The organism is Cupriavidus oxalaticus, from assembly GCF_016894385.1.
Taxonomy (GTDB): domain Bacteria; phylum Pseudomonadota; class Gammaproteobacteria; order Burkholderiales; family Burkholderiaceae; genus Cupriavidus; species Cupriavidus oxalaticus.
Map to the genome: position 1 here is coordinate 3,418,505 of NZ_CP069812.1, position 12,632 is coordinate 3,431,136.

Consider the following 12,632-nt stretch of genomic DNA (forward strand, 5'->3'; position numbering starts at 1 on the left):
GCGCCGCGTCAGGGCTGGCTCTACCGTCCGCGCGGCCGGATTGCGCCCCAGGCACCCACCAGGATGGCGGCGCCGGCAATCACCGCCAGCCAGCTGCTGAGCTGTCCGTCGACGAACAGATGCAGCGCGCGGCCGCCGTAGAAGGCGGCCGCCGCGCCCGCCGCGCCCAGCACCAGCGCGGCCGGCAGGGTCACGACGCGTCCTGCCGGATGCAGCCGGCGTGCCGCCAGTCCCACCAGCAAACCCACGATCAAGGTGCCCAGCATCCGCGTCTCCTGTGTAGCCTGAAGCACAGCCGTGACTGGCTGCGCCGTAACAATACTGCAAACCGGCGCGCCTGCGACGCATACTGGGTATGCGCCTGCAATCTGTGGTGCCGGCGGTATAATGGCAACCGGTCCGGCCACGCTCCGGATCGTACCTGTCCCCAACCAATGCAACTGCTCGCGATCGGCATCAACCACACGACGGCACCAGTCTCGCTGCGCGAGCGGGTGGCGTTTCCGCTCGAGCAGATCAAACCGGCACTGGGCACGCTGCGCGAGCACCTGTCCGGCCGCAGCGGCACCGAAGCCGCCATCCTCTCCACCTGCAACCGCACCGAGATCTACTGCGCCACCGACGTCCTGAAGCCGGGGCAGGAAGGTTTCGAGCACACCCTCCGGTGGCTGTCGCAGCACCACAACGTGCCGGCCGGCGAACTGGCCCCGCACCTGTATGCGCTGCCGCAGTCCGAGGCCGTGCGCCATGCCTTCCGCGTGGCCAGCGGGCTGGATTCGATGGTGCTGGGCGAAACCCAGATCCTGGGCCAGCTCAAGGATGCCGTGCGCACGGCCGGCGAGGCCGGCTCGCTGGGGACATACCTGAACCAGCTGTTCCAGCGTACCTTCGCGGTGGCCAAGGAAGTCCGCGGCCAGACCGAGATCGGCGCGCATTCCGTATCGATGGCCGCGGCCGCGGTGCGGCTGGCGCAACGGATTTTTGAAAGCGTCTCGACCCAGCGCGTGCTCTTCATCGGCGCGGGCGAGATGATCGAGCTGTGCGCCACGCATTTCGCCGCGCAGCAGCCGCGCCAGATCGTGGTGGCCAACCGCACCGTCGAACGTGGCGAGAAACTGGCCGAGCAATTGTCCGGCCAGGGCCTGACCACGCAGGCGATCCGCCTGACCGACCTGGGCGAGCGGCTGCATGAGTTCGACATCGTGGTGTCGTGTACCGCCAGCTCGCTGCCGATCATCGGCCTGGGCGCGGTGGAGCGCGCGGTCAAGCGCCGCAAGCACCGCCCGATCATGATGGTCGACCTGGCCGTGCCGCGCGACGTCGAGCCGGAAGTCGCGCGCCTGGACGACGTCTTCCTGTACACCGTCGACGACCTCGGCGCGATCGTGCGCGAAGGCAACGCGCTGCGCCAGGCCGCGGTCGCACAGGCCGAAGCCATCATCGAAAGCCGCGTGCAGAACTTCATGCACTGGCTGGAAACGCGCAGCGTGGTGCCGGTCATCCGCGAGCTGCAGACCAGCGGCGAGGCCATCCGCCAGGCCGAGCTGGAGCGCGCGCGCCGCATGCTGGCACGCGGCGATGACCCCGAGGCGGTGCTCGAGGCCCTGTCCGGCGCACTGACCCGCAAGTTCCTGCACGGCCCGACCCACGCGCTGAACCACACCCAGGGCGGAGACCGCGAGGCGCTGCTGCGCCTGGTGCCGGGCCTGTTCCGCCACAGCAGCCACTCCGAGCGCTAGCCGCGCTCAAGTCTTGCCGCGCGCCGACCGCGCCGGCACGCCACCGCCGCAATCCCGGCAGCCCCGGCCCACCGGCCTCCCCCACTCCCCCGCATCCCCCCGCATCCCGATGAAAGCCAGCATGCTTGCCAAGCTCGACCAACTGGCCGAGCGACTCGATGAAGTCAACGCCCTGCTCGCGCGCGAAGACGCGACCGCCAACATCGACCAGTACCGCAAGCTCAGCCGCGAGCATGCCGAACTGTCGCCGGTGGCCGAGCAGTACGGGCAATACCGCCAGGCGCAGGACGACCTGGGCACCGCGCAGGCGCTGCTGGACGATCCCGAGATGAAGGACTTCGCCGCCGACGAGATCGCCAGCGCGCGCGCGCGGCTGGAAGCGCTGGAACAGAGCCTGCAGCGCCTGCTGCTGCCCAGGGATCCCAACGACGAGCGCAACCTGCTGCTCGAAATCCGCGCCGGCACCGGCGGCGAGGAAAGCGCGCTGTTCGCCGCCGACCTGCTGCGGATGTACACACGCTACGCCGAGCGCCAGCGCTGGCAGGTCGAGATCATGAGCGAATCCGGGTCCGACCTGGGCGGCTTCAGGGAAGTGATCGTGCGGATCGCCGGCGATGCCGCGTTTTCGAAGCTGAAGTTCGAATCCGGCGGCCATCGCGTTCAGCGCGTGCCCGCCACCGAGGCGCAGGGGCGCATCCACACTTCCGCCTGCACGGTGGCGGTGATGCCCGAAGCCGACGAGGTCGGCGAGGTCGAAATCAACGCGGCCGACCTGCGCATCGACACTTTCCGCGCCTCCGGCGCCGGCGGCCAGCACGTGAACAAGACCGATTCGGCGGTGCGCCTGACCCACCTGCCGACCGGCATCGTGGTCGAGTGCCAGGACGACCGCTCGCAGCACCGCAACAAGGACAAGGCGATGAAGGTGCTGGCCGCGCGCATCAAGGACATGCAGACCCGCGCCGCCCAGGCGAAGGAAGCCAGCACGCGGCGCAACCTGATCGGCTCGGGCGACCGCAGCGACCGCATCCGCACCTACAACTTCCCGCAGGGCCGCGTGACCGACCACCGCATCAACCTGACGCTCTACAAGATCGACATGATCATGGACGGCGACATGGACGAACTGCTGTCGTCGCTGGCCGCGGAGCATCAGGCGGACCAGCTGGCAGCCCTGGGAGAAGACGCATAAAGGCGCAAGCGGCCCAGGCGTCGCCCGAGTCCTCTTTTTGCGCGAACTGCACGTAAAGTCCCACAAGACTTTGTATTTCTTGTAAATGCTTGAAACAGCACTGGTAGGGGTAAACGCGCTGTCTATAATCGATTTCGACCGGCAAACGGAGAAGGTGCCGGGTGAGTCTCTCCCAAAACACTTCTAGGACGAAATCATGAAAAAACTGCTCGCGCTGTTGATGATCACTGCGGCCATGGCCGCTTGCAGCAAGAAGGAAGAAGCTCCCGCAGCTTCCAGCGCCGACAGCGCCATGCAAAGCGCCGCTGAATCCGCCAAGGCCGCTGCCAGCGACGCCGCCGCCGCAGCCGACAGCGCTGCCGACGCCGCCAAGGCTGCCGCCAGCGATGCCGCTTCGAGCGCCTCGGCCGCCGCCGAGAAGGCCAAGGAAGAAGCCGGCAACGCCATGGAAAATGCCAAGCAGGCAGCCAAGGATGCCGTCAATGCCGGCGCCGACAAGGCCAAGGACACCGTCAATAAGTAATCGACCCGGCGGGGGCTTTATGCTGCCCGCCTCCGATGGGCGGTACACTTGGCGAAACGCCGGAAATCCCGCCTCAAAGCCCCGCCAGGCCCTGCGCCGGTGGGGTTTTTTGTGGCCGGCAACAGAACCGTCCCGACCAGATGTCTTCCCCCAACACCGCCGCGCTGCCGGCCACGCCCACGCTGCGTGAAGCCCAGACCCTCGCCGCCATGGTGGGCCTGCCCACGCTCGAAGCGCGCATGCTGCTGACGCACGTGACCGGGCTCACCCGCACGCAGCTGATCACGCGCGATACCGACACGCTCACGCTGCCCCAGCGCGATGCCTTTGCCACGCTGCTGGCGCGGCGGCTCGCTGGCGAGCCGATGGCCTACCTGCTGGGCAAGCGCGAATTTTTCGGCCGCAAGTTCCGCGTCACGCCCGATGTGCTGATCCCGCGCCCCGACACCGAGATCGCCGCCGAAGCCTCGCTGGCCCGGCTGGCCGACGTGCCCCGCCCGCAAGTGCTGGACCTGGGCACCGGCTCGGGCATCCTGGCCGTGACGCTGGCGCGCGAACGCACCGATGCGCAGGTCTGGGCCACCGATATCTCGCCCGGCGCGCTGATGGTGGCGCAGGACAACGCCAGCGCACTGGGCGCCGACCGTATCCACTTCCTGGTATCCGACTGGTACGCGGCGCTGCCACCGGGCCAGCGCTTCCACCTGATTGTCAGCAACCCGCCTTATATCGCCGCGGGCGACCCGCACCTGGCCGAGGGCGACCTGCGTTTCGAGCCCATCGATGCGCTGACCGACCACCAGGACGGCCTGTCCGACCTGCGCACCATCGTCGACGGCGCGCCGCAGCGGCTGCTGCCGGGAGGCTGGCTGCTGATGGAGCACGGCTTCGACCAGGCGCAGGCGACACGCGCGCTGCTGCAGGAGGCCGGCTTCACCGACGTCTTTACCGCGCGCGACCTGGCCGGACAGGAGCGCTGCACCGGCGGACGCTGGTCCGGGACGCAACCCTGAAGCCCGCCGGCGATTCCGGTAAAATCGGCGGCAGATTCCCGCCACGTGGCTTGCCGCGCGGCATCCCTTTTCCCAGGCGGCGCCCGACGGCGGCGCCATCCAACTGAAAAGCAGACCATGAGCGACGTGCAGCAAAAGATCGACCAGATCGTCAAGGGCAACCCGGTAGTCCTGTTCATGAAGGGCACCGCGCAGTTCCCGATGTGCGGCTTCTCGGGCCGCGCCATCCAGATCCTGAAGGCCTGCGGCGTCGACGCGCCGACCACGGTCAACGTGCTGGACGACGACGGCATCCGCCAGGGCATCAAGGAATACGCCAGCTGGCCGACCATCCCGCAGCTCTACGTGAACGGCGAGTTCATCGGCGGCTCGGACATCATGATGGAGATGTACCAGAACGGCGAGCTGCAAACCCTGCTGAAGGGCTGAGCCCGCCATGCCGGTGGACGCTGCCCCGCCCGCCGCGGCGGGGACTGTACCGCCGCGGCGGCTGATCGTTGCGATCACGGGCGCCACCGGCGCCATCTACGGCGTGCGCCTGCTGCAGGTGCTGCGCACGGCGCCCGCGGTGGAAACCCACCTGCTGGTCTCGCCGGCCGGCGTGATGAACCTGCAGCACGAGCTGGACATCGGCCGCGCCGAGGTGGAAGCGCTGGCCGATGTCGTGCACAACGTGCGCGACATCGGCGCCACCATTGCCAGCGGCTCGTTCCGCGCCCATGCGATGGTGGTGGCGCCCTGCTCCATGCGCACGCTGGCCGCGATCGCGCATGGCCTGTCGGACAACCTGATCACGCGCGCCGCCGACGTCACGCTGAAAGAGCGGCGCAAGCTGGTCCTGATGGTGCGGGAAACGCCGCTGAATCTTGCGCACCTGCGCAATATGACCGCGGTGACGGAAATGGGCGGGATCGTGTTCCCGCCGGTGCCGGGCTTCTACCAGAAGCCGCAGAGCATTGCCGAACTGGTCGACCATACGGTCGGCCGGGTGCTGGACCTGGTCGACCTGCCCGAGATCGGCCAGACGCTCACGCCCAGCTGGGGCGGGCTCAACGCCCGGCCCGGTGACGCGGCGGGCGGCAACTGAACGCTGTTGCCGGGCTCCCCGCCGCTGCTTCAATCCTGCCTGCCCGACTACCAGCGACGATAGCCACGGCCGTAGTAGCCATAGCCGCCGTAATAATAAGGCCGCGGCGCGACCACGACCGGCGCGGGGGCAACATAGACCGGCGCGGGACCCACGGCCGGGCCGGCGGGAGTGGGATAGACGGCGCAGCCGCCCAGCAGGGTGACCGAAGCCGCCGCGGCAGCCAGTCCAATCGTCAGCAGTTTCATGGTGTTTTCCTAGGGGACCTCAGGGTCGACCTCATGGCCGGAAACGGGCATGTGCCTGCCCTGCTGACGTTATACGGGCAGCATGCGTAATACGGCGTCAAAGGCGTGTAAGGCTTGTTACCGTTCCCTACGGCACCGGTGCCTCCCCCTGCCGCCCCTTCATATCTCGAACCTGATCCCCTGCGCCAGCGGCAACGAATCGCCATAGTTGATGGTGTTGGTCGCCCGGCGCATATATCCCTTCCACGCATCCGAGCCCGACTCGCGCCCGCCGCCGGTCGCCTTCTCGCCGCCGAAGGCGCCGCCGATCTCGGCCCCGCTGGTGCCGATATTGACGTTGGCGATGCCGCAGTCGCTGCCCGCCGACGACAGGAAGCGCTCGGCCTCGCGCATCGACTCGGTGAAGATGCACGACGACAACCCATGCGCGGCGGCATTGTTCAGTGCGATCGCCTCGTCGAAGCTGGTGTACGGCATCAGGTACAGGATCGGCGCAAAGGTCTCGGTCAGCATGGTGTCGTGCTGCACGTCGGTCAGCACCAGCGCCGGCCGCACGTAGCAGGCATGCGGGAAGCGCCCGGCCAGCAGCCGTTCGCCGCCGGTGACGATGTTGCCCTGCGCGCGGCACGCGGCAAGCGCGTTGGCCATGGCGTCGCCCGCGGCGTTGTCGATCAGCGGCCCGATCAGCGTGCCGTCGTCAAGCGGATCGCCGACCGGCAGCCGGTCGAACACCGTGACCAGCCGGCTGGCCATGGTATCCATCAGGTCGGCATGGACGAAGCAGCGGCGCAGCGTGGTGCAACGCTGGCCCGCCGTGCCCGCCGCGGCAAAGGTGATGGCCCGCACCGCCAGTTCGATATCGGCCGAAGGCGCGACGATGGCGGCGTTGTTGCCGCCCAGCTCCAGGATGCTGCGCTTGAACTGCCCGGCGCAGGCAATGCCGACCTCGCGGCCCATGCGGGTCGAGCCGGTCGCGCTGACCAGCCGCACCGCGGCGTGTTGCACCAGGTGGTTGCCGAGCATGCGCCCGCCCGGCAGCACCGCGGTGATGCCGGCATGCTGCGGCGCCGCCGCGGCCAGCACGCGCTCGAGCAGCCCGTGCGCGGCCAGCGCGCTCAGCGACGCCTTCTCCGACGGCTTCCACAGCACGCCGTTGCCGCACACCAGCGCCAGCGCCGCGTTCCACGCCCACACCGCCACCGGGAAGTTGAAGGCCGAGATCACGCCGCACAGGCCGTACGGGTGCCAGGTCTCGCGCATGGCATGCTGCGGGCGCTCCGAGGCAATGGTCAGCCCGTGCAGCTGGCGCGACAGGCCCACGGCGAAGTCGCAGATGTCGATCATCTCCTGCACCTCGCCCAGCCCTTCCTGCAGGATCTTGCCGGTTTCCAGCGACACCAGCCGGCCGAGCGCGGGCTTGTGCTCGCGCAGCACCTCGCCGTAGCGCCGCACGATCTCGCCGCGCGCCGGCGCCGGCAGCAGCGCCCAGGTAGTCTGCGCGGCGTGCGCGCGGGCAATCAGCGCATCGGCCTGCGCCGGCGTGCAGGCCGGCACATAGCCGATGGCCTCGCCATCGACCGGCGAGCGCACCGTCACCGTGCCGGCAGGCGTGCCGTCCTGCCATGGCCGCGGCAGGCCCAGCGAATCCCAGCAGGCTGCGAACTCTTGCGCTTTCATACGTGGGTCTCCTGCAGCGGATGCTGCGTGTAGTGGCGGCCGAAGCGGTTCTTGAGGAAGGCGTCGAGCGGCATCGCCTCCTGGCGCACGAAGCCGGACTGCGGCAACGCGCCCGTGGCCACCATGTCCAGCGCGGTGCAGATGCCCGCCGCGGTGGTCAGCTGGATCGCGTTGACGTGCCCGTCCTTGTTGTCGACCCCGCCGATGCGCGCCGAGAACGAGGCCTGCGTCAGCGGCCCGCGCCCGCGTTCGCCGCCGGCCGGGTAGCCGGTGGCGGTGGCGAACACGATCACCACGTCCTGCTCGGTCACCGGGATGGCGCGGTCGAAGATCTCGCGCAGCCAGTCGCGGCGCTCGCGCAGGCGCAGGTCGTTGAGCAGCAGCTTCATCAGCGCGCAGTGGCCGGGGTAGCGGATGGACTTGTAGTCGACGTGGCGCGCGCGCCCGGCCAGCGTCTCCGGCAGCGTGCCGAGGCCGCCAGATGTATTAAAGGCTTCGTACTCGATACCGTCCAGCGCGAAGCTTTCCAGCCCGTCCAGCGCCGGCAGCTCGACGCGGCGGCCGTCGACGATGGCTTCGCACGGATTGCAGTACTCGTTGATCAGTCCCTCGGTGCTCCAGGTCAGGTTGTACTTGAGCGCGTTGCTCGGATAGCGCGGCAGCGCGCCGACCCGCATCTGCAGGTCCAGCAGCTCGCCGCCGCCACGCAGGAAGCGCCGCGCCAGGTCATGGCCGACCACGCCGATAAAGCCCGGCGCGAGCCCGCACTGCGGCATCAGCACCGAGCGTGCGTTCTGCGCCAGCTGGCGGATCGCATGGGTGGCGGCCACGTCCTCGGTCAGGTCGAAGTAGTGCACGCCCAATCGAGCGGCGACCGAGGCCACCGCGATGGCGGCGTGGAACGGCAGCGCGTTGAGCACCGCATCGGCGCCGGCCAGCAGCGCGGCGCAGGTGCCCGGTTCGGTGGGATCGCCGGCGCGCGCCAGCACGCCGCGCGGCAGGCCGTCGAGGCGGCGCGCGTCATGGTCGACCACGCTGACGCGGTAGTCGCCGCTGTCATGCAGCATCGCGGCAATGGTGCGGCCGATCTTGCCCGCGCCCAGCACCGTCACGTGCAGCGGGCGGTTCGCCTTGGGCAGGTCTGGCGGGGCCTGCCGGCCCAGGTTCGAGGGTTGCATGGTGTCTCCGTCCACAAGAAAGGTTGTCCCGTGACTGGAGTATGGATAGCGGCGGCGACGGAATGAAGGCGCAATAACGACGAAAACCCGCCATAATCGAACGAAACGACGAACCTGTCCGACGTTATGACCGAACTCGACGTGACCGACCGCCACCTGCTGTCGCTGCTGCAGGCCAATGCGCGCGAAAGTGCCGCCAACCTCGCCCGGCAGCTGGGCATCGCCCGCACCACCGTGGTCGCCCGCATCGTCCGGCTGGAGCGCAGCGGCGTGATCGCCGGCTATGGCGTGCGCCTGGGGCAGAAAATGGAAGACAACGTGATCCTGGCCTACTGCGGGCTGTCGGTGCAGCCCAAGGCCGCGCCGGCGATCCTGCGCGCGCTGCAGCGCCTGCCCGAGATCGAAGAGGTCAACTCGGTCAGCGGGCCGGTCGATTACCTGGTGGCGATCCGCTGCGACACGCACGACCGGCTGGACCGGCTGCTGGACGAGATCGGCATGCTCGACGGCGTCAACCACACCACCACCTCGATCGTGCTGGCGCGCAAGCTCGACCGCCGGCGCGCTGCCGGCTGAAGCGGTATGCTCGCAGACCGAACAAGCCAAAGCGGAGATATCCAATGAGCAATCCGATCCGTGTCGCCGTGGGCGGCGTGACCGGCTGGGCCGGCGGTGAACTGGCGCGCGGCGTGGCGCATGCCGCCGACATGACGCTGGTGGCAGGCCTGTCGCGCGGCGCCGCCGGGCAGCCGCTGGCGCAGCTGACCGGCCATGCCGACACGCCGGGCGTGGCTGCCGCCAGCATCGACGCGCTGGGACAGACGCCGTACGACGTCTATGTCGAGTACACCAAGCCGGCCGTCGCCAAGCACAACATCCTGCAGGCGCTGGCGCACGGCGCGCACGTGGTGGTGGGTACCTCGGGGCTGACCGACGAGGACTACGCCGAGATCGATGCGGCCGCGCGCAAGGCCGAGCGCGGCGTGCTGGCCTGCGGCAATTTCGCCATCACCGTGGTGCTGCTGCAGAAGTTTGCCGAGATGGCGGCGCGCCACCTGGAGCATTGGGAGATCATCGACTATGCCAAGGCCGGCAAGGTCGACGTGCCGTCCGGCACGGTGCGCGAGCTGGCGTACCGGCTCGGCCAGGTCAAGACCGCCGCGCAGGCGGTGCCGGTGGACCAGGTCAACGGCCCCAAGGAAACGCGCGGCGCCACCATGTCGGGCACGCAGGTGCACGCGGTGCGGCTGCCCGGTTACCAGCTCGGCGTCGAGGTGATCTTCGGCGCCGACGGCCAGCGCCTGCACCTCAAGCACGAGGCCGGCGACGGCTCCAAGCCGTATGTTGCCGGCGCGCTGCTGGCGATCCGCAAGGTCCACACCGTGCGCGGCGTGGTGCGGGGGCTGGACAAGGTGATGGAAGGTCTGTGACGGCCGCGGGCCGGCACGGCCTCGCGCTGCTTACCAGCTGCCGGGATTGACCGGCTTGGCAGGCGGCTTGGCGGCCGCCTTTTCGGTCTTTTCAGACTTGTCAGCCTTGCCTTTCGCCGCGGGCGCCGATGCGGGGTTCAACTTGCCTTCCACCTCGGCATCCTTTTCCGCCATCAGCTGGCGCGCCTGGGGCAGCAGCATCTCGATGGTGCCGGTGGCCGGGTCTTCCGGCATCGCGTACAGCTCAATGGTCAGTGGCCTCTTCGTCCAGCCGGCATGGATCGTCTTGACGGTCTTGCCGGCCTTGTCGCGCATCTCTTCCTGTTCCTGGCGGAACGGCTTGCCATACAGCGCGTTGATGCTGTCGACGGCGGCCTGCTGCGAATTGGCGCCGGCGGTCGGGACCACCAGGCCGACCAGCGCATTGCGGTCGACAAAGGCCACCACATGCGGGCCATCCATGAAGCCCGGGCGCTTGTCGCGCGGCACGCCGACCTGGCGCACCAGGCCGTCGCCCTTCAGTTCCACGCAGAACGCGGTCACGTCGCGGCCGTCGGGCGAGCGCTTGTCGGCGCAATCGGGCAACGCGGGCAGCGGATTGCCGATCTCGAGCATGCCCAGCAGCGGCGCCAGCGCGCTGTTGTCCGCCTTGGCGGACGGCGCTGGTGTGGGTGCTGATGCGGCGGGGGCGGCGGGGGCGGCGGGGGCGGCAATGGCGCCGGCGGCGCCCAGCAGGCCGGCGAGCGCCAGCCCGGCAATGGGAAATTTCAAATCAGACTCCTGGAAAACGGCTCCGGGTTGGAGCGCGCCCCGCGCCGGGATGTTCCTGGGGCCGGGTGCGGCGCCGGTCACGCATGACAGCGAGGCAGCGGCATGAGTGCCGCGCAAGCCACCGGACGCCTGCGGATCGGGGGCGAGCGCTAGCTTAACCGATCGCCCCGGCGGCTCCTGCACATGCGTTGGTGTCAGCTGCGGCGTCAGGCCGGCGCCTTGCGCACCAGCGCCTGCGCCTCGCGCCGGAAGCCATGGCTCACCTGGTGGTAAAACGGACGCGGCGAGAACTGCCGCGAGATGAACGACGCCAGCAGCGACGCCGCCAGCAGGAACACGGTCAGGTCCTGCGTGCGCGTCATCTCCATCACGATCACGCTGGCGGTGACAGGCGCCTGCGTGGCCGCGGCCAGGAACGCCGCCATCGACACCAGCGCCAGCACGCGCGGCTCGGCCATGCCGGTGACGAACTGCGCCACGTTCTGGCCGATGCCCGCGCCGATCGCCAGCGCTGGCGTGAAGATCCCGCCCGGAATGCCGGCAAAGTAGGACACCACCGTCGCCACCAGCTTGGCGATGCCGAACCACAGCGTCGCATGCGATTCGCCGTTGATCAGCGCCGCGGCCTGGTCGTAGCCGGTGCCGAAGGTAGCGCCCGCGGTCGCCACGCCGAGCGCTGCCACCACCAGCCCGCAGCCGAACGCGACCCACACCGGATGCTGCGCCGGCCAGGCGCGCCATTGCGCGGGCAGCAAGCCAGGCACGCCGCCGGCCAGCACCTTGGCAAAGAAGCCGCCCAGCACGCCATTGAGCAGCGCGCACACCAGCACCGGGCCCCACGCGTTGCTCAGCGCCAGCATCGGCGCCTTGACCACGAAATACGGGTTGTTGCCCAGCACTGCCAGCGACAGGAAACCCGCGGTCAGCACGCCCGACAGCACCAGCCGGTCCCAGCGTACCGCGGTACCCCGCCCCAGCTCCTCGATGGCGAACACCACGCCGGCCAGCGGTGTATTGAACGCGGCCGCCAGTCCGCCGGCCGCGCCCGCGGCGATCAGCGCATTGGGATGGAAGCCGATGCGCAAGCGCAGCTTCTCCTGGCACCAGCGGCCCCACGCCAGCATACCCGCGGCGCCGACCTGCACCGATGGCCCTTCGCGGCCCACCGACGCGCCGGCCAGCAACGCCAGCGTGGTCAGGAGCACCTTCCATATCGATTGCCGCAATGACACCAGCGCCGTCTGCGCCGGGCCATTCGGCGGCAGCGTAAACGCCGCGATCACCTGCGGGATGCCGCTGCCGCGCGCCTGCGGCGCAAAGCGGATCGTCAGCCAGCGCAGCGCGGCCAGCCCGAACGGCAGCATCACGAACGCCAGCCACGGCGTGGCCTGCGTCAGGTGGTGGTTCCAGCGCAGCGCCACCTCGGCGATCCACGCGAACACCAGCGAGAACAGGCCGACACAGCCGGCGCCGAACATGAACACCGTGTAGCGCAGCGTGGTGCGCGATATGCGGCCGGCCTGGCGCGATTTGCGCCAGGCGGCGACGCGGGCGCGGCGGGTGAGTGCGTTGATGAGGCGGGGATCGGGGGGCGATGCGGCGGGGTCAGGCTGGGCCTGGGCGTCTGGACGCTGCCCCGGCTCCGTGGACGACGGATTGGCGGAATCGGGATCTTTGGGATCGGTGGGCTCGCGCTCGGTCATGACACGGGGGCGTTGCTGGGGCATCCGGCGCGGTGGCGGTACTGCGCGGCCGGGATCAGCGATGAACTATA

14 protein-coding genes are annotated in these 12,632 nt (G+C 69.4%); 8 read left to right on the plus strand and 6 right to left on the minus strand.

Annotation, left to right across the window (positions count from 1 at the left end; translation table 11 throughout):
- Positions 1-20: 20 nt before the first annotated feature.
- Positions 21-266, minus strand: coding sequence for a hypothetical protein (locus JTE92_RS28185; protein ID WP_063241632.1), 246 nt, complete (start codon positions 264-266; stop codon positions 21-23).
- A gap of 168 nt (positions 267-434) precedes the next feature.
- On the opposite strand from JTE92_RS28185, the gene hemA reads away from it, so the two are divergent.
- The 6 genes from hemA to JTE92_RS28215 all read left to right on the plus strand — a co-directional run bounded on the left by hemA (position 435) and on the right by JTE92_RS28215 (position 5,554).
- Positions 435-1,739: a glutamyl-tRNA reductase gene (hemA, locus tag JTE92_RS28190; protein WP_063241631.1), complete on the plus strand. Its 1,305-nt coding sequence runs from the start codon at positions 435-437 to the stop codon at positions 1,737-1,739.
- A 109-nt stretch (positions 1,740-1,848) separates the two neighbouring features.
- Entirely contained in the window at positions 1,849-2,931 is a 1,083-nt protein-coding gene (prfA, locus tag JTE92_RS28195; protein WP_063241630.1) for a peptide chain release factor 1, read from the plus strand.
- A gap of 196 nt (positions 2,932-3,127) precedes the next feature.
- Positions 3,128-3,454: a hypothetical protein gene (locus JTE92_RS28200; RefSeq protein WP_063241629.1), complete on the plus strand. Its 327-nt coding sequence runs from the start codon at positions 3,128-3,130 to the stop codon at positions 3,452-3,454.
- A gap of 140 nt (positions 3,455-3,594) precedes the next feature.
- Positions 3,595-4,467, plus strand: coding sequence for a peptide chain release factor N(5)-glutamine methyltransferase (gene prmC, locus JTE92_RS28205; protein ID WP_063241628.1), 873 nt, complete (start codon positions 3,595-3,597; stop codon positions 4,465-4,467).
- A 117-nt stretch (positions 4,468-4,584) separates the two neighbouring features.
- Positions 4,585-4,896 (plus strand): Grx4 family monothiol glutaredoxin, encoded by a 312-nt coding sequence (gene grxD / locus JTE92_RS28210; RefSeq protein ID WP_063241627.1) that lies wholly within the window; start codon positions 4,585-4,587, stop codon positions 4,894-4,896.
- A 7-nt stretch (positions 4,897-4,903) separates the two neighbouring features.
- Positions 4,904-5,554 (plus strand): UbiX family flavin prenyltransferase, encoded by a 651-nt coding sequence (locus JTE92_RS28215; RefSeq protein WP_063241626.1) that lies wholly within the window; start codon positions 4,904-4,906, stop codon positions 5,552-5,554.
- A gap of 47 nt (positions 5,555-5,601) precedes the next feature.
- Here JTE92_RS28215 and JTE92_RS28220 read toward each other — a convergent pair whose 3' ends face one another.
- The 3 genes from JTE92_RS28220 to JTE92_RS28230 form a co-directional block, all read right to left on the minus strand.
- The gene (locus JTE92_RS28220; protein ID WP_029048349.1) at positions 5,602-5,796 is read right to left on the minus strand and encodes a hypothetical protein; all 195 of its coding nucleotides are present in this window, start codon (positions 5,794-5,796) and stop codon (positions 5,602-5,604) included.
- A gap of 165 nt (positions 5,797-5,961) precedes the next feature.
- The gene (amaB, locus tag JTE92_RS28225) at positions 5,962-7,479 is read right to left on the minus strand and encodes an L-piperidine-6-carboxylate dehydrogenase (protein WP_063241625.1); all 1,518 of its coding nucleotides are present in this window, start codon (positions 7,477-7,479) and stop codon (positions 5,962-5,964) included.
- Entirely contained in the window at positions 7,476-8,657 is a 1,182-nt protein-coding gene (locus JTE92_RS28230; protein ID WP_063241624.1) for a saccharopine dehydrogenase family protein, read from the minus strand. Before JTE92_RS28230 ends, amaB begins: the two co-directional genes overlap by 4 nt.
- A 126-nt stretch (positions 8,658-8,783) precedes the next feature.
- Between JTE92_RS28230 and JTE92_RS28235 the strand changes: the two genes are divergently transcribed.
- A complete protein-coding gene (locus JTE92_RS28235; RefSeq protein ID WP_063241623.1) occupies positions 8,784-9,233 on the plus strand; it encodes an Lrp/AsnC family transcriptional regulator in 450 nt (149 codons plus the stop codon).
- Between the two features lie 44 nt (positions 9,234-9,277).
- Entirely contained in the window at positions 9,278-10,087 is an 810-nt protein-coding gene (dapB, locus tag JTE92_RS28240) for a 4-hydroxy-tetrahydrodipicolinate reductase (RefSeq protein ID WP_063241622.1), read from the plus strand.
- 30 nt (positions 10,088-10,117) lie between these two features.
- Here dapB and JTE92_RS28245 read toward each other — a convergent pair whose 3' ends face one another.
- Together JTE92_RS28245 and JTE92_RS28250 are read right to left on the minus strand one after the other, a co-directional pair.
- Complete coding sequence (locus JTE92_RS28245; protein WP_063241621.1) at positions 10,118-10,858, minus strand: hypothetical protein; 741 nt, start codon at positions 10,856-10,858, stop codon at positions 10,118-10,120.
- A gap of 206 nt (positions 10,859-11,064) precedes the next feature.
- On the minus strand, positions 11,065-12,561 hold the full coding sequence (locus JTE92_RS28250; protein WP_084254797.1) for a chloride channel protein: 1,497 nt from the start codon (positions 12,559-12,561) through the stop codon (positions 11,065-11,067).
- Between the last annotated feature and the right edge of the window lie 71 nt (positions 12,562-12,632).